The organism is Gordoniibacillus kamchatkensis (assembly GCF_000829455.1).
GTDB lineage: Bacteria > Bacillota > Bacilli > Paenibacillales > NBRC-103111 > Gordoniibacillus > Gordoniibacillus kamchatkensis.
Map to the genome: position 1 here is coordinate 1 of NZ_JXAK01000096.1, position 16,136 is coordinate 16,136.

Consider the following 16,136-nt stretch of genomic DNA (forward strand, 5'->3'; position numbering starts at 1 on the left):
GAACCACGCGTACCCATCCCGAACACGACCGTTAAGCCCTCCAGCGCCGATGGTACTTAGACCGCAGGGTCTTGGGAGAGTAGGACGTCGCCAAGCGGACCACCGTCAGGTGGACTGTTTTCATTAAGGATGAACGCTTAGCTCAGCTGGGAGAGCACCACCTTGACAGGGTGGGGGTCGGCGGTTCGATCCCGTCAGCGTTCACCACTTTATTATCGCGGGGTGGAGCAGCCCGGTAGCTCGTCGGGCTCATAACCCGAAGGCCGCAGGTTCAAATCCTGCCCCCGCAATAATATCCCTCTAATGAACGTAATTATACGGGTCATGCGCCTGTTTGCCTGTGCCCTTAGCTCAGCTGGATAGAGCGTTTGACTACGAATCAAAAGGCCGGGAGTTCGAATCTCTCAGGGCACGCCATATCGAGACGTGGCTCAGCTTGGTAGAGCGCTTGGTTCGGGACCAAGAGGTCGCAGGTTCGAATCCTGTCGTCTCGATACTTCAAAATAACGAATAAAAAGAGAGGTGCGTTGTCGCACCTCTCTTTTTAACTTTGCAGCTTCACGCACGCGTATCGGGCCACCGCCAAGCCGCGAACGTTTTTCACTTTTTGCATTTACCGCAGCCGCATCCGCATCCGGACTTTCTGGACTTGACCTTCGCCTTTGCAGCGCCGCCGAACAGCAAACCTCCGCAGTTTAAGCAATCGGCGATGCACTGCTGCCGACCGACAAGAAACAGACGATTGCAGACATTGACACAAAAGCGGCGGCAACTCGGAATAACGAAGCGGTTCGCGTAATACACCCGGCTTGCTCTTGTTTTGGCCATCGGAAATCACCGCCTTCCGGGACATGGATACTGCAGCGTATTCCGCGGCTTCATTTTGGCTTGTATGAAAAACTAGGACGCAGAAAAATTTTTGTTGAATCGCCCGGCAAGAACAAACGGCAAAAACGAAGAGAGCCCCGTGCAGCGGGCTCTCTTCGTTTTGTTACAGCACTCGTTTAGCGCCTATGTACTTGGAACCCCAGTAATTGCTGTCCAGCGAATCGACATGAACGCCGTGCGTCGACGTGGCGGATACGAAGGCGTCGCTCCCCAAATAGATGCCGACGTGCGACGTCGATCTCCCGATCGTAAAGAAGACCAAATCTCCCGGCTTCAGGTCGGAAGAAGAAACCGTCTGGCCTGCGCTGTCGAACATTTCGCGGGAAGTGCGCGGCAGATCGATCCCGTATTGATCGAACACGTAACGGGTAAATCCGGAGCAGTCGAACCCGGAAACGGTCGTTCCGCCCCAAGCATACTTCACGCCGACGAGCGATTTTGCCGTCGCTACCACCTTGGCGGAAGGCGATACGGCTGGAGCTTGCGCCGGAGCCCACCAAGCAGGAGCATGGTATTTGCCGTCCTTGCAAATGATGGCGATGCCGTTGTGGTTGTCCCATTGCACCATGTATCCGAACGATTCGGAGATGAAACGAACAGGGACGAATACTTGGCCGTCTTTGTACAGAACGGGCGAGGACATCGCCGTCTGCTTGCCGTTCACTTCGGCGGCTGTCGAACCGCTCTTCAGCTTCAAGATGCGCTCGTTATTTTTCAGGGTTACATCGACTTCGGTTCCGTTCGCAGTCCAATCGATGGAATAGCCCATCTGCTCGGCTACGGGCCGAAGGGGAACCTGCATATCCCCGTTGCCGTCAATAAACGGCGCAGATTCGGGGAAATTGACGAGCGAATCGTTGATCTGGATTTTCACCCCGTACTGGGTGGAGTCGGCATGGGCCGAACCTGCATGCAAGGCGGCGCCGGCTGCCCAAATGGCGCATGACAAAAAAACGGTTTTGCAAAAACGTTTCAAAACTTTCCCCTCCGCTTGCCTCCGAGGTTAGTTGACGGGTTCGGGAAGAGGATTTCCCTAGCTGGCCAGCCGTAGCCGATCCTGCATTCACCCCATAAAAAAAGTCCCCCGTACCGTTCGCTCTGTACGACCGGATTCGGCATTTTTATTCATCTTTTTTCCTTGGTATAAACTAACACATAGTGCCGGTAAGGATCAACCCTCAAAAATTTACAGTCGCCTGCTGCAGGCTTTCCGCCGCGTCGAAGACGGCCAAGGGATGATAAATTTAGCATTATGTGTAAATGATATAGAAGAAAACCAAACGAGATAGAGGGTTTGCCGTGCATATCGCGATTCAGCTCATATTTGCCCTTGCCGCGTGGCGTTGGGGGGATTGGAAGCATTGGCGAAAGTATTACCCGACGATCCTTTTCCTGATCATAGGCGATTTGATGAACAATTTTATCAATTACAACCGCCCTTTTTGGACGTTTACGCCGAATGCATGGGAGAAGTGGCTGTATCCGAACCATACGATCATATCCCTAGGCGTCGAGCTGATAGGATATCCGTCGCTCGTGCTGCTCTATCTCGGCAACTATCCGGACGGCGGGAGAAAACAGGTTTTGTATGTTTGCGCCTGGGTGTTGGCAGCGCCGGGGCGCAGGCTGAGGGCGCGGGCGCTGGTAGCGTGGGCGGCGCCGGGACGCAGGCTGGCGGCGCGGGCGCTGGTATAGCGGCGGGTGGTGCGTCAGGTGCTGGGGGCGGCAGCAGTACGTGGAGCCAGGACAAGCAGGCGAAGCGCGAGGAGCGGAGCCGGCAGCGCCGGCTCGAGCAGCTCGAGCGCGATATCGCCGGCTTGGAAGCCGAGCTCGCGGAACTGGAGCAGTCGCTGGCCGACCCGGCGGTATACAACGATTATGTACTCGTACAAGAGAAAAACGCAGCGATCGAAGTTTGTCGGGACAAGCTCACGGCCGCGTACGAAGAATGGGAGCAGCTGCTCGAATAAGAGCGGCTGCTTTTTGCTGTGCAGCGCTGCGCTAAAAAGCGGCAAGCAGTTTAAGTAGAGGAATATAGGTTTGCAGCACCGTCGCAAGCTAAGTCTGCAGCCATATATATATCGTCTCAGCATCGTTAACGGAGTTGGGGACGCCAATGTCCCGGGGCAATAGACCTTGGCTCTTGAGCCTGTCGATTCATTATGGATCTCGAAAGTCAGAACAGTCTGAGTTAGAATGCGCCAACCAAGCCAAATGCAAAACGTGCATGTAGATGAGGGAAAATTAGCGAGCTAAAACGAACCAAATGTAAAACCGTACATGTTTTTGAAGTCCATCCGCCCAATTGAGGTCATTTCGCCAAAATCACGTGTACATTTCTGCATCTTACATCACCTTTTTTGCTGAAAAAGTCGCTGAGAGATGCACAATTTGCAATTGATGCAGTTGCACACAATGAATCGACAATCTCCGTTAGGCCACTACAGTATCGTGACCGGACGTATTCACCCACGTCGCTCGATGCTACATGCAAATGACATACCGCACCCATTCAACTGGTCATAAGCATCTTTTTCACCCCACCGAAACCATCAATCGCCCCACTCCTCCTTCCATCTTGCGCACCTTTATCCACAACCTTGTCCACATCACAACTATCAAAATGCAAGCGTTATCCACTATGCGTGGCGGAGAAAAGGGCATTTTTGCACAATTTTATCCACATCATCCACAGATGCCTGTGAAAAAGTTGTTCCATTTTCACGTTTCGCCAACCCGTTCTGCCGCAAGCTTTCGCATCATTTACCCACAATGTGCACAGGGGGTGTGGATAAGTTTGCCCACACCCCCTGTGTACAGTATAACGTTTACCCCGCGGAAGCTGCCGACGTCGACGGGACGCGAACCGGTGCATGCGCCCGCAGCGCCTGGTTGCAGGCGGAGAGGAACGCTTTGGCCGTCGCCATGAGTACGTCTTGGTCAAGGGCGGAGCTTTTGTACAGCGCCTCTCCGACGCGCACCGTAACTTCTGCTTCCCCTGCCGCCTGTTCGCCCGAAGAGAGCGAATGAAGCTCCATATCTTCAAACTCCACCTCAAGCGGAATGGCCTGCTTGATGCACGCGGTCAGCGCCTCGATCGGGCCCGCGCCGGTTGCCGAGTATACTTGCTCCTCGCCGGTCTCATGATCCGTAATGACGATCGAAGCGACGCGCGCCCGGTCCGAAGAGCTGACGACCTGGATGTCCCGCACCGCAAAACGGTCGATCACCCGCGCCGTCGTCTCGCCGATGAGGCGGATCAGCTCGTCGTCCGAGACGGTTTTCTGCGCGTCGGCTGTTTCTTTAAACCGTGCGTAGAGCCGTTCCAGTTCGTCATCCGCAAGCGTCACGCCGTACTGCCCTACGCGATGCCGCAGCGCATGGCGCCCGGAATGCTTGCCGAGGATGATCATGCTGCGCGGAATGCCGAGCCGCTCGGGATCCATGATTTCGTAGGTGCTGCGGTTTTTGAGCAGTCCATCCTGGTGAATGCCCGCTTCGTGCTGGAACGCGTTGCGGCCGACAACCGGCTTGTTGAAGGCGATCGGCATATGCATCGTGCGGCTGACCAGCTTCGAAGCGGCGTAAATTTCCTCGGGGCGAATGCCGGTCTCGACGCCGAGCGTCTCTTTGCGCGTTTCGATCGCCATCGCCAGCTCTTCGAGCGACGTGTTGCCGGCGCGCTCGCCGACGCCGTTGACCGTCACTTCCACGTAGGTTACGCCGGCCTGTACCGCCGCCAGGCTGTTCGCCACCGCCAGCCCCAAATCGTTGTGGCAGTGCGCGCTGTACTCGACCGTATCTCCGCCCCGCACGTTTTCCCGCACCCGGCGGAACAGCCGGCCGTATTCTTCAGGCAGCGCATAGCCGACCGTATCCGGGATGTTAATGATCGTCGCGCCTTCGGCGATAACCGCCTCCACAATCTCGAACAGGAACTCTTCCCCCGTCCGCGTCGCATCCATCGGCGAATACTCGATGCGGTCGACAAACTGCTTGGCGTAGGCGACCATGCTGCGGGCCAGCTCGACAACCTGCTGCCGCGACTTGCGCAGCTGAAAGTCGATGTGGATATCCGACGACGACAGGAACAAATGCAGCCTGCGCAGCGGCGCATCAGCGGTGGCGCGCACGGCGGCGTCGATGTCGCCCTTGACGGCGCGGGCGAAGCCGCAAATCTCCACGCCCTGCAGCTCGCGCGAAATCGCCTGGACGGCGGCGAAATCGCCGGGGCTCGAAATCGGGAAGCCGGGTTCGATGACGTCCACGCCAAGCTTGACGAGCTGGCGGGCGATGCGGATTTTTTCCTCAGGCGTTAGGCTCCCGCCCGGCGCCTGCTCGCCGTCACGGAGCGTTGTATCGAAAATGCGAATGCGACGTTTTGAAGTAGTGGGGTTCATAGCGATCTCTCCTTAAAAATAAATGTGGTCAAGCAAAAACCCGCCTCTCCGCAACAGTCCGTAGACCGTTGCAGAGACGGCGGGCGAATAGTCGATATCCCGACGCGGTACCACTCTGCTTGACGCTGCATGGCCAGCCGGCAAAAGCTTGCCGGACGATGCGCGTCCGCTCGAAGCCCGATAACGGAGGCGACCCGTTGCCATCTAATGCGCATGGACAGCTTGCGGCCGCAAAGCTGCTTGGCGGTTCGACGGCTCCCGCTCCCAAGCGAGTTCGGAAGTCCCTCGGCTGCGTCGCATCGACCCGCAGCTTTCTGCACGAGGGGAAGCTTCTTACTGCTCTTGTTCATGGCGGCAGTTAACAATATGGCGATGGCCCCGGGCAATCAAGAGGAACCGGCTTGCGCCGTCCTTAGGACGAGCGACGAGCGCGTTTCCCGGCGTTAAGCTGGCTGTGCGACTCCCTGCATGTTGCTCGCCGCTGCTCCTCCAGCATAACGCACTAGTTGCGGAATCAGCCTAAGTATAAGCGCAGCTCATACTTTCTGATGCAGCAAAAAAGCCTGCCGTCTCGAAAGAGACGACAGGCTGTGCCCGCGCGGTACCACTCTTGTTGGTGCAACGATTGGCGTCCGCCGAAGCCGAAGCTTCCGCACGCTGCGTTAACACCCACTCTGGCCTGGTTACGGAGGCGACCCGTTCATCCGTACCGACGCCTGCCGCTCCAGTGTTGGGGCTCGGCGTGTTCCGCATGACCGCTCCCAGGCGAGCTTCGGAATCCGCTAACGTGCTGCGTCGCACCGACCCGCAGCTCTCTGAACGCGCTGGCTTCCTACTGTTCCCGTTCTTTGCGTTTCACTTTATTCAAATAACTTGTATGTGATTATAGTATGCAAGTGCGGCGTTGTCAATGCATGGACTGCGACTATTTTCATCGCAGAAGCAGTACGGCTGCATCACCATGTCTCCAGATTGAGCAGCGGCACGGCCTGCAAGTCGAGTTCGGCAAAATCGCGCCGCTCCCATTTCAGGAACGCCGCGGCCGCGATCATCGCCGCATTGTCCGTGCACAAAGACAACGGCGGTACGATAAGCGGCACGCCTAGCTCAGCACATCGCTCCGAGAGCTGCGCGCGCAGCCCGCGATTGGCGGCGACGCCGCCGGCCAGCAGCAGCTGCCGGGCCGAGAACTCGTTTACGGCGCGCAGCGCCTTCGTCACCAGCACATCGATGACGGACTCTTGAAAGCCGCGCGCGATTTGCGCCGATTGCAGCGCTTCGCCCCGCATTTGGGCCTGGTTGACCGTATTCAGGACGGCCGATTTCAGCCCGCTGAAGCTGAAGTCGTAGGAGTCGGGCTCGAGCCAGGCGCGTGGCATCTCCTGCGCCACGTCCGCTTCGTGCGCGAGCTTGTCGATATGCGGCCCGCCGGGATACGGCAAACGGAGCGCCCGCGCAACTTTGTCGTACGCTTCGCCGGCGGCGTCGTCCCGCGTCTGGCCGACGATGCGGAAACGGGCCGGAGCCTCGAGGTAAACGAGCTCGGTATGGCCGCCCGAAACGACGAGCGCAATGGCCGGATACTCGATCGGCTGCACGAGCTGATTGGCGTAGATGTGCCCGGCAATATGATGGACGGCGATCAGCGGCAGCTCGAGCGCGTAGGCCAGCGATTTGGCGGCCATGATCCCGACCAGCAGCGCGCCGACGAGGCCCGGCCCCTGCGTAACGGCGATCGCCGACAGGCGGTCCGTCGTCAGTTCGGCTTGCTGCAGCGCTTCCTCGATCATCCACGTAATCGATTCGACATGCTTGCGCGAGGCGATTTCCGGCACGACTCCGCCGAAGCGGCGATGCGTCTCGATTTGGCTGGATACGACGTTGGAGCGAATGCGGACGCCGTTCTCGACGACCGCCACCGACGTCTCGTCGCAGCTTGTTTCCACGGCCAATATGCAAACGGATTGTTCGTTCATCAATTAAGGACTCCTTCGTGCTTTCGGCAAGTCCGCCCACATAATGACGGCGTCCTCGTTGTTGTCGGTATAATAGCCGCGCCGGACGCCGACCGCATGAAATCCGACCTTTTCGTAGAGCCCCTGGGCGATCAGGTTCGACTGCCTGACCTCCAGCGTCATGCGCAGTGCGCCGAGAAAAGACGCCTTGCTCATCAGCTCGCGCATAAGCCGCTCCCCCAGCCCCCGGCCGCGGAACGCAGCGCGGACGGCGACATTCGTCACATGCGCCTCCTCCAAAATGAGCCACATCCCGCCGTAGCCGGCAATTTCCCCGGACTCGGCATCCTGCATAATGACGTAATGCGCAAAGTTGTTGCTCGACAATTCGTTGCGGAAAGCCCCTTCCGTCCACGGAGTCGGAAACGATTCTTGCTCGATCGCGCAGACGACCGGAATGTCCGACTCCCGCATCGGGCGGAAGCTCGTCCGCACCGGCTCGCCTTGCGGCCCTTCGCGGCGCATGCTTTGCGGATTCATGGCGGCATCAGTCTCCTTGCTGCTGCTTGGCGAGTAGCTTCACTTCGGCTTCAGCCAGCTGCGTGTAGTTCGGCACGAACGTATGGGTCTCGTCCGCTTCGCCCCGCTTCAGGCGCGCCACGCCGAGCGCGCCGACGTCGCGGGCCGCCAGCTCGCACGGCAGCGCGAGCGCGCGCACCCCGCCTGCGGGACCGCCGCCGCTGCCGGCGCCAAACGCTGCAAGCAGCGTTTCCGCAAGCCGGCGGTCTCCCCGCAGAAGACGAGCTCCAGCGGCCCGCCTGCGGCGGCCGCCCGCTCGCGCAGCTCGTCCGCCCAGTCGCGGACGAGCCGGATGCCGTCGGCGGCGAGCTCCTGGAGCTCGTCGCCGGCAGCACCTCCGCCGTCCGCTTCGTAGACGGCGGTAAACGCTTGGCCGCGCCGCGCGTCCAGCAGCGGCACGAGCCAGCGGCGCCCGCCTTCTGCAGCGGGCGCTCCAGCCGCGCCGGCGGCGGAGCCGAGCCGGCGGTGCGCGCCGAGCGCGAGCGCCGCCAGGCTCGAGACGCCGACGAGCGGCACGCGCAGCGTCCACGCCAGCGTCTTCGCCGCGGTAACGGCGATGCGCACGCCGGTGTAGGAGCCCGGGCCGGCGCCTACAACGACAGCGGCAAGGTCGCGCGGCCGCAGTGCAAGCGAACGCGTGAGCTCCTGCACCGCCGGCAGCAAGTGCACGCCGTGATTGCGCTCGCCCGGCGCCGACCGCTCGGCGACCGTTTCCCCGCCGCGCAGCATGGCGACGGTCATCGCCGCGGTCGACGTATCGAGCGCCAGCACGAGCCCGACCGCCGCCGCTATGGCGCGCTGCTGACGTTCCTGCCGCTGCGCTTCCGTCAATCCGCTTGCCGCCTCCATTTGTTCATCGATCATGCTCGTCACACGCCTCATCTTCTTTAAATTCTGACTCGAACCGAAATGCATCAACCAACGAGACGGCCATTCACTCCAGCCGCTCGCCATCGCACCGGGGGGTCACTCGGGCCTTCGCACTAACATTCGCACCAACCCAGCACCCGCCATTCGCACCCCGCCGCTTAGCCATTGAACTCACCAGCGTTCCAGTCCCCGCGTCATGCCCATTCCCACCAATCAACGTACCCAACCGCACCAACTGCCCACCCCGCGCTCGCTCTCGGTCAAGCCCCGGCCGTCCCGGTTCTTCCACCAAATACATCACGTTGCACCGTATGCGAACACAGTCAGCCGCCACTCCACCGTCGATATTCTTGTGAATGGCGGCCCTAGCGTTTAGCCAATTGGAGGAGTGCTGATTGGTGTGCACGGGCTGGTTGGTTGGTTGCGAGTGCTCTGCGGCCAGTTCGACGGATGGCAACCCAACGCGCGCCTGCATGACGCCCCGCCCGGGCTACTTCAGCAGCCCTTCGCTGCGCAGCTGTCTGCACCAACCGTCGTACGGCTCGCCGTGCGGAAGCAGCGTAATGAGCCGCCCAGAGCTTCCGCCCGGCGCGTGCGCGATAAGGATTTCCAGCCGCTCCGACGGCAGCAGCTCCGCGATGAGCGACGCCCATTCCACGAGCGTTACGCCATCGCCGTAAAAATAATCGTCGAGCCCGAGCTCGTCCGCCTCTTCCGCAGACAGCCGGTACACGTCCATATGATACAGCGGCAGCCTGCCGGCGTACTCTTTAATAATCGTAAACGTCGGGCTGTTGACGACGCCGGTCACGCCCAGCGCCCGGGCAAACGCCTGCGAGAACCGGGTTTTGCCTGCGCCAAGCTCGCCGTCCAGCGTCAGCACCGCGCCAGAGGACGCCAACCCGCCGAGCGCCGCCGCCAGCTTGTCCGTATCCGCTTCACTGCCGGATGCGTATGTATATTCGCGGTTACCCGCCTTCTCGCCCATGCTTGCCGCCGCCCGCCTTCCAAAACTGAGATGCGCGTATAACGGAACAGCGTTCCGCTATACGCTTCATTTCCCGTTATTTCCCGGAATTAACGGAACCGGAATCCGCTATTCACCGCAAATCCGCCGAAACAACTTAACCAGCACGCTAAATCGAGCCAAATAGCGGAACGATCATCCGTTATTTGGCCAAACTCATGCAAGGCTTCGCCAAATAACGGAACACCGTTCCTCTATAACCCCGCTGCCGCATACCGCAATACCCGATTTCCGGCAAAGTGCATAATCAGATTATAGAAAAACGGCACAAAGCCCGCAACCCCTGGCCATTTTGCCGAAGTTCGGGCTTTGTGCATGCGCCGGCCAAACCTATGCCGCGCCTGTACTTGGCTGATTCCGTGCGAGAAACGGGGGGCCGCCTGGAACGGACGCCTTGACCGTTTCTTCTTGCGTCAGTCGGCCTCCATCAAGACGCCTATGCTTCCTGCAGGTCGTCGACGTTTACGACTTTGACCCGCGCCGGATTATCCTCGTTGTGTACCGTCGCCTTGCCGGTGGCGCTGTCGACGCTGTCGATCCAGACAGGCACGCCGTCCAGCTTCACCTGGATGCGCTCGCTAGTTTGCACAATTTTCTCCGCGCGATCTACGTTCATGCTTCGCTCCCCTTTCCTTCCGGATTGAGTGCCGATTCGGGATGATCCATCGTATCGGTCGTCGACTCCTCGATGAGCCCGTTGTTCATCGAAACTATGCCGCCGCCCAAGCCTTCGTTCACGATCCGGTCAATGTCCATAAAGTGGTCGTCCCGGCCTTGCTCCGACGGCTCGGCGCCGAATTGCTCTTCCGCCACCGCAGATCCTCCTTCTGCAAAAGCTGTAAAATCGCCGCGGCCGCGGCATTGACCATAGATTTTCCCGCAAATGCCGGATTCATACAAGACGCGCGGAAAAGGCATACTAGCATCTAATACGATTAGGAGGTACGCCTATGCATACGGTCTGGAAAGGCGCCATCAGCTTCGGTCTCGTCAATGTGCCGGTCAAAATGTTCTCGGCAACGGAAGAGAAAGACATTCACATGAAATATATCCATAAAAAATGCATCACCCCGCTCTCTTACGTGCGCAAATGCACGACTTGCGACGAGGAGGTGGCGTGGGAGGACATTACGAGAGGCTACGAATACGAGCCGGGCCGCTTCGTCTTGTTCGAGAAGGACGAGCTGGATCGGCTGACGGAAGGCGCGACGAAAGAAATCAAAATTCTCGATTTCGTCAATTTGGCCGACATCGACCCGATCTATTTTCAGAAAACATACTACCTCGCCCCGAACGAGACGGGCGCGACCGCGTACAATTTGCTGCTGGCGGCGATGCGCGATACCGGCAAAATCGGCATCGCCAAAGTGTCGATCCGCTCCAAAAGCTCGCTCGCCGCGATTCGGATCGTCGACAACTGCATCGCGATGGAGACGATTTTTTACCCGGACGAGATTCGTCCCGTGAGCCAGGTGCCGGGGCTGCCGGAGCGCGTCTCGACGACGGACAAAGAACTGGAAATGGCCAAAATGCTCATCGAGCAGCTGTCCGTCCCGTTCGAGCCGGAGAAGTATACCGACGATTACCGGCATGCGCTGGTGGAGGCAATCCAGGCGAAGGTGGCCGGGGAAGAGGTGCAGGCGGCGCCGGAGCAGCCGCGAACGAACGTCATCGACCTGATGGCTGCGCTGCAGGCGAGCCTGGAGACGATGAAGCCGATCGCCGCAGATACGGGCAAGCCGGATGCCGGACGCAAAAAGGCGGCGGCTGGCGAGGACCGCTCCGCAGCCGCGCCGGGCGCGAAGACGAAAGGCAAAAAAGGGAAAGCGAAAGAAACCGTCTCCTAACCGTGATGCGGCGAGGACCAAGCCCCGACAATTCGGGCTTGGTCCTATTTTGGCGCGGGGAACGGAACTTCTATTTACAGCCCGGCGTGAACGATTTTGTCCGGACGAGTGGAAAAACGTTTAGCGGGGCATATTGACTACAGACTTGGCCGGATTATGGAATGAAGGTGGTTTTTGCTCATGCTGACGGTCGCTTTTTTTGTCGTTTGTTCTCCTGGCTCTGACCGTATTTTGCGTAAAAACAAAGCGGCTTCATCTTTTCGAACTGTTGGCGGTCTGGTTCACCGTCATGGCGGTCAACTCCCCCATCTATTCCTACTTTCTGGTCAATCGGCATTGGATCTCGATCCCGGATAGCAAGGAAATGGCGGTAATCCGGATCGTCTATACCGAGGTGCTCAGCCCGCTTCTCTTGACCTGGGTGTTGGATGAGGTTCTCGTGCAAAAGCGCTTCTCCGTCAGAGCGGCATGCTATGCCGCAACGCTTGCCCTTATCTTTTTGGGCGGCTGGCTTCTCGACAGGTGGGGTGTCGTCAAGTTCCGCGGAAACGGCTTGTTGCTATACACTCCTATCAAATCCATCACGCTGATAGCGGCGTTATGTTCGGCGCGGCTCGTTCGTTATCTCATGCGGAAAGACGGGATAGGGCATGGTCAGATTTCCCGAAGTTAACGTCTGGTTCAGCACGTTTTTCTTTGCCGCAGGCTGGGTGCTGGTTGCCCTTTTGCCGCTCCGGCTGCCGAGAAGCGTATCCGCTCTTGTCATGATGTTGAGTCTGGCGCTGCCCTTGGGCATGGATCATACGATCGGCGTCCCGCCCGTAGATATGTACGATACCAACGTCAATCCCAAATTAACTTTTTCCGAACTGCCGACCTGGGGCATGTATCCCGTTTTCGGATACTTGTTTATATACTTGTACGACAAGTGGAACATCAAGGGTCCTGCCATTGCCTTATATGTGTTCGGCTGGGCGATAGTTGGCACGGCTTTCGAAGCTTTGGCCGTAGCTTTTCACGTATTTCGTTACAAAGGGTGGTCGCTCCGCTATTCGTATCTCGTATATGTGCTCGTACAGCTGCTGACCGTCGCCGTGTTTCGGCTCCTCATGCACGTCTTTGTGCGGACGAAGAAAGCGAATCCATAAAATTGGTTAATTTGTTGAAAAATGTCGTGCAACTCACAGTCATCGCTTCCTTTTTCTGTTACAATAGGAATGTCAGGTTGTACATATACCACAGATCCGACGGGGGGCGACCATGATGACGATGCTGGAGAGGTTATCTTCTGCTATCGGCCGGCGCACGCAGGACGCAAACCGCGCAGCGGCCGAGCAAATCTTGCGCGAGCCCAAGCTTTTGGAGAACATCGCCGCCGGGCTATCCGGCAATAACGCAGCGCTGATCGGCGATTGCGCGGAAGTGATGACGAAAGTAGCGGAGACGTTCCCGCTCCTGATCGTCCCTTACATGGAGCGGCTCGGCCCGCTGCTTGCGCATAAGTCCACTCGCGTTCGCTGGGAAGCGGCGCATGCCATAGCACTGGCCGCGCCGTATGCGCCGCAGCGCATTTTCCCGCTGCTGCGCACGCTCACCCGGCTCATCCGCGAAGACGGCAGCGTCGCCGTCCGGGACTATGCTGTCGACGCCTTGTGCAGGTACGGGGCAGCGGATGAGGAGTCGGCGCGCACCGTCGTTCCGCCGCTGCGGGATGCGCTGGCCGCCTGGGACGGGAAGCATCGCGCCCGCATATTGGACGGTCTCGTGCGGATTGCGCCGGTAGCTCCCGAGCTATCCGCGCAGCTCCTGGCCATTGGCGAACAATACGTCCGGGACGGGAAGCCTGCGGTGCGCAAAGCAGCGGAAGCGCTGCTGCGGGAAGCGGGCAAGACAGCGGGTATATAGCAGAGCACCGGGGGAGCTTTCCCCCGGTGCTCTTTTTGCGTGATGGTCGGCAAACCCGCCTGTTTGCCGGCGGGCGGCCGATGCGGGCCGTACCCGCCTGCCGGGCACTGGCCGACTCGGCCGCATGAACGCACGCCATAGCGCCTACACTAGTAGCGAACGTTATGCTTGCGAAAGGGGGCGCCGCCATGGCTGTCACCACCCACTCGAAAACGAAAGCGACGCTGCGCATCGAAGGCTTCGAATTGACTGTGACGAACCCGGACAAGCCGCTCTGGCCGGAAGCCGGAATTACGAAGCTGATGTATCTAGAGCGGCTGCTCGCCTTGGCGCCGTACCTGCTGAAGTACACGCGCAACCGGTATTTGACGACGATTCGGTTCCCGCACGGGGCCGGGGATCCGAAATCGTTTTACCAAAAAAATTGCCCCGAAGGAGCGCCCGATTTCGTTCGCACCGCCCGGCTCGGCGACATCAATTACGTCGTCCTCGATTCGGTGCCGACGCTGCTCTGGCTCGGCAATCTCGCTTGCCTGGAATTCCATCCGTCGTTCGAATATATCGGCGAAACGTTGCCGGCGGAGTGGCTGATCGACATCGACCCGAGCGTGAACGTCGAGCCGCGCATCATGAAGGCGGCCGCGATTATCGGCGAAACGCTGCACAGCGTAGGCATTCAGTCGGTGCCGAAGACATCCGGCGCGACCGGCGTGCAAATTTACGTCCCGATCCGGCGCGGGTACACGTTCGAGCAGCTGCGCAGGGTCGGGCATTTTGTGGCGTCGTACGTCGTGCAGAAGCACCCGAAGCTGTTCACGATCGAGCGGCTGAAAAAGAACCGCGGCGATCTGATCTACGTCGACTACTTGCAGCATTGGCGGGGTAAAACGCTATCCGCCCCGTACACGCCCCGCGCCCGTCCGGCAGCCTCCGTCTCCACGCCGCTCACGTGGGACGAAGTGGCGCTGAACCCCGACCCGCGCGATTTTAACTTGACCAATATCGTCGCGCGGCTGCAGCGGGTGGGGGACCTGATCGAGAAGTGCCCGCCGCAAAACCTCGATCACGTGCTGGCGCGGCTGCAATAGCCGTTTATACGGAGATGAGGCCGATGGAGTACAGGAACACAATGATGATGAGGATTGGGGAGCCATTTTGAGCAGCACCTGGAATACAGCAAAATACGGCCGCTGTCCGAGGAAAACGATGGATGGTTGGGGCGGGTTTCCTGGGGAGGAAACGGTTTACGTGGGTTCTAATATGAGGGGGTTGCTTGCTGTAACGGATTGGTCGGTTATGTCTATTTGGTGTGGCTTTAGGTGTGCCGTTGGCGTAGGATTGCCTATCATCAGGGTGTTCGCCGTTGCGCGGCAAGATCGTTGGGAAGGCGGCATATTGTTGTAATTTGTTCGCTTTGTGCTTGGCGCCGGTGACGGGTGGGTAGATTGCCGGATGCGTGGCGTATAACGAACTTTTCATTCGCTATGTGTGCGGTGTCGGTAATGTGTTGGGAGTGTGTGGATGCATGGCAGATACGCGAACTTTTCACTCTCTGTGTGCGCGGGCCGGTAATGTGCAATGGCGGGATCGCCGGGGAGGCGTAATGCAGGCAAACCACGCTCCCTTGCTGCACGGCAGTGCCGAATGACCATCTCAAGGGAATAACGACGAAAGTCGCTAATTGGAGAACGCGGAGGCGCTGTTTTGGCGATTCTGAGAGAAAATATAAGGATAGAGACCTTGTTGACGCTGCCAGCGACAAATGTTCGCTCTCCATGGAACAACTGGTCTCAAAACCGTGATTTCAACCTACTTCGCTAAAAATAACGTCACTAAAGGCTCAAATTAGCGACTTTGTACTTAACACGGCAATGGGGAAGCCTCAGTAGACGTCGACTGACACTTTTGGGAACCTCTAGACCATATTAACGGGATAGCAAAGAGAGGCTCGCCGAGCTACCACCCAGCAAATACACCTCAATGTCTGATGGGGTAAGGCTTGAGGTGTGCTGTTGGCGTGAGATGCCTGTTGCTGATCAGAGTGTTCTGCCGTTGCGCTGCTGGTTCCCTGGAAGGCAGCGTATAATCACAATTTTATTGCGCTGTGTGCGCGGTGTTGGTAACGGGTGGATAGATTGCTGAATGGGTGGCGTATATCGTACTTTTCACTCTCTGCGTGCTCGGTGCCGGTAATGGCTTGGCCGGATCACCGGGGAGGCGTAATGCAGGCAAACCACGCTCCCCTGCAGTACGGCGGTGCCGTATATCCCTCTCGAGAGAATAACGACGAAAGTCGCTAATTGGAGAACGCAGAGACGCTGTTTTGGCGATTCTGAGGGAAAACACAAGGATAGAGACCTTGTTGACGCTACCAACGACAAATGTTCGCTCTCCATGGAACAACTGGTCTTAAACCCCCGTTCCCTACCTATTTCGTTAAAAATAACGTCACCAATGGCTCAAATTAGCGACTTTGTGCTTAACATGGCGACGGGGAAGCGCGGTGGACGTTAGGCGACAAAGAGCGCTCCGTTTGACGTTGACTGACACTGTGGAGAACCGTCAGGCTATGATAATGGGTCAACAAAATAATGGCTCTCCGAGCCATCACCCAACAAAACGCCTCTCTACCTTGCGCCGCCAAGCAACTACAGCCCCATTTCCC

16 protein-coding genes, 4 tRNA genes, 1 rRNA gene, 1 riboswitch and 1 other annotated feature are annotated in these 16,136 nt (G+C 58.5%); of the genes, 12 read left to right on the plus strand and 9 right to left on the minus strand.

Features of this window, described 5'->3' with window-relative positions:
- The 5 genes from rrf to SD70_RS30705 all read left to right on the plus strand — a co-directional run.
- Positions 1–96: ribosomal RNA gene (gene rrf / locus SD70_RS34315) — 5S ribosomal RNA — on the plus strand; the annotation flags it as partial.
- A gap of 35 nt (positions 97–131) precedes the next feature.
- A tRNA-Val gene (locus SD70_RS30690) sits at positions 132–207 on the plus strand.
- Positions 208–216: 9 nt separating this feature from the next.
- Positions 217–290: transfer RNA gene (locus tag SD70_RS30695), tRNA-Met, on the plus strand.
- Between the two features lie 50 nt (positions 291–340).
- Positions 341–417: transfer RNA gene (locus tag SD70_RS30700), tRNA-Arg, on the plus strand.
- 3 nt (positions 418–420) lie between these two features.
- Positions 421–494, plus strand: a tRNA-Pro gene (locus SD70_RS30705).
- A gap of 106 nt (positions 495–600) precedes the next feature.
- Here SD70_RS30705 and SD70_RS30710 read toward each other — a convergent pair.
- Both SD70_RS30710 and SD70_RS30715 read right to left on the minus strand, forming a co-directional pair.
- A complete protein-coding gene (locus tag SD70_RS30710; RefSeq protein ID WP_041052375.1) occupies positions 601–828 on the minus strand; it encodes a hypothetical protein in 228 nt (75 codons plus the stop codon).
- A gap of 163 nt (positions 829–991) precedes the next feature.
- Positions 992–1,864 carry a C40 family peptidase gene (locus SD70_RS30715; RefSeq protein ID WP_041052376.1) on the minus strand — a complete coding sequence of 291 codons (873 nt, stop codon included), beginning with the start codon at positions 1,862–1,864 and terminating at the stop codon, positions 992–994.
- Between the two features lie 2 nt (positions 1,865–1,866).
- Positions 1,867–2,016, minus strand: a riboswitch (cyclic di-AMP (ydaO/yuaA leader).
- Positions 2,017–2,187: 171 nt separating this feature from the next.
- On the opposite strand from SD70_RS30715, the gene SD70_RS38905 reads away from it, so the two are divergent.
- Together SD70_RS38905 and SD70_RS38910 are read left to right on the plus strand one after the other, a co-directional pair.
- Positions 2,188–2,583 (plus strand): CBO0543 family protein, encoded by a 396-nt coding sequence (locus SD70_RS38905; RefSeq protein WP_052488082.1) that lies wholly within the window; start codon positions 2,188–2,190, stop codon positions 2,581–2,583.
- Complete coding sequence (locus SD70_RS38910; protein ID WP_041052377.1) at positions 2,538–2,858, plus strand: ABC transporter C-terminal domain-containing protein; 321 nt, start codon at positions 2,538–2,540, stop codon at positions 2,856–2,858. The genes SD70_RS38905 and SD70_RS38910 overlap by 46 nt, the downstream gene beginning before the upstream one ends.
- Before the next feature lie 858 nt (positions 2,859–3,716).
- On the opposite strand, the gene SD70_RS30730 is transcribed toward SD70_RS38910, so the two are convergent.
- The 7 genes from SD70_RS30730 to SD70_RS30765 all read right to left on the minus strand — a co-directional run bounded on the left by SD70_RS30730 (position 3,717) and on the right by SD70_RS30765 (position 10,532).
- Positions 3,717–5,288 (minus strand): 2-isopropylmalate synthase, encoded by a 1,572-nt coding sequence (locus SD70_RS30730; protein ID WP_041052378.1) that lies wholly within the window; start codon positions 5,286–5,288, stop codon positions 3,717–3,719.
- Between the two features lie 573 nt (positions 5,289–5,861).
- Positions 5,862–6,146: a binding site (T-box leader), on the minus strand.
- A 98-nt stretch (positions 6,147–6,244) separates the two neighbouring features.
- Positions 6,245–7,264: a tRNA (adenosine(37)-N6)-threonylcarbamoyltransferase complex transferase subunit TsaD gene (tsaD, locus tag SD70_RS30735; protein WP_041052379.1), complete on the minus strand. Its 1,020-nt coding sequence runs from the start codon at positions 7,262–7,264 to the stop codon at positions 6,245–6,247.
- 3 nt (positions 7,265–7,267) lie between these two features.
- The gene (rimI, locus tag SD70_RS30740) at positions 7,268–7,783 is read right to left on the minus strand and encodes a ribosomal protein S18-alanine N-acetyltransferase (protein ID WP_082053781.1); all 516 of its coding nucleotides are present in this window, start codon (positions 7,781–7,783) and stop codon (positions 7,268–7,270) included.
- Positions 7,784–7,891: 108 nt separating this feature from the next.
- The gene (gene tsaB / locus SD70_RS30745; protein ID WP_082053783.1) at positions 7,892–8,704 is read right to left on the minus strand and encodes a tRNA (adenosine(37)-N6)-threonylcarbamoyltransferase complex dimerization subunit type 1 TsaB; all 813 of its coding nucleotides are present in this window, start codon (positions 8,702–8,704) and stop codon (positions 7,892–7,894) included.
- A gap of 478 nt (positions 8,705–9,182) precedes the next feature.
- A complete protein-coding gene (tsaE, locus tag SD70_RS30755) occupies positions 9,183–9,680 on the minus strand; it encodes a tRNA (adenosine(37)-N6)-threonylcarbamoyltransferase complex ATPase subunit type 1 TsaE (RefSeq protein ID WP_041052381.1) in 498 nt (165 codons plus the stop codon).
- Positions 9,681–10,155: 475 nt separating this feature from the next.
- On the minus strand, positions 10,156–10,335 hold the full coding sequence (locus tag SD70_RS30760; protein ID WP_041052382.1) for an H-type small acid-soluble spore protein: 180 nt from the start codon (positions 10,333–10,335) through the stop codon (positions 10,156–10,158).
- On the minus strand, positions 10,332–10,532 hold the full coding sequence (locus tag SD70_RS30765; RefSeq protein ID WP_041052391.1) for a hypothetical protein: 201 nt from the start codon (positions 10,530–10,532) through the stop codon (positions 10,332–10,334). Before SD70_RS30765 ends, SD70_RS30760 begins: the two co-directional genes overlap by 4 nt.
- 137 nt (positions 10,533–10,669) lie before the next feature.
- Between SD70_RS30765 and ku the strand changes: the two genes are divergently transcribed.
- From ku to ligD, 5 genes are all read left to right on the plus strand, one after another.
- A complete protein-coding gene (ku, locus tag SD70_RS30770; RefSeq protein ID WP_041052383.1) occupies positions 10,670–11,566 on the plus strand; it encodes a non-homologous end joining protein Ku in 897 nt (298 codons plus the stop codon).
- Positions 11,567–11,855: 289 nt separating this feature from the next.
- Entirely contained in the window at positions 11,856–12,239 is a 384-nt protein-coding gene (locus tag SD70_RS30775) for a hypothetical protein (protein WP_197081236.1), read from the plus strand.
- Positions 12,217–12,714 (plus strand): hypothetical protein, encoded by a 498-nt coding sequence (locus SD70_RS30780; protein ID WP_041052385.1) that lies wholly within the window; start codon positions 12,217–12,219, stop codon positions 12,712–12,714. Before SD70_RS30775 ends, SD70_RS30780 begins: the two co-directional genes overlap by 23 nt.
- A 112-nt stretch (positions 12,715–12,826) precedes the next feature.
- A complete protein-coding gene (locus SD70_RS30785) occupies positions 12,827–13,471 on the plus strand; it encodes a hypothetical protein (protein WP_156158292.1) in 645 nt (214 codons plus the stop codon).
- Positions 13,472–13,659: 188 nt separating this feature from the next.
- Positions 13,660–14,559, plus strand: coding sequence for a non-homologous end-joining DNA ligase (ligD, locus tag SD70_RS30790; RefSeq protein WP_041052387.1), 900 nt, complete (start codon positions 13,660–13,662; stop codon positions 14,557–14,559).
- Positions 14,560–16,136 lie beyond the last annotated feature (1,577 nt).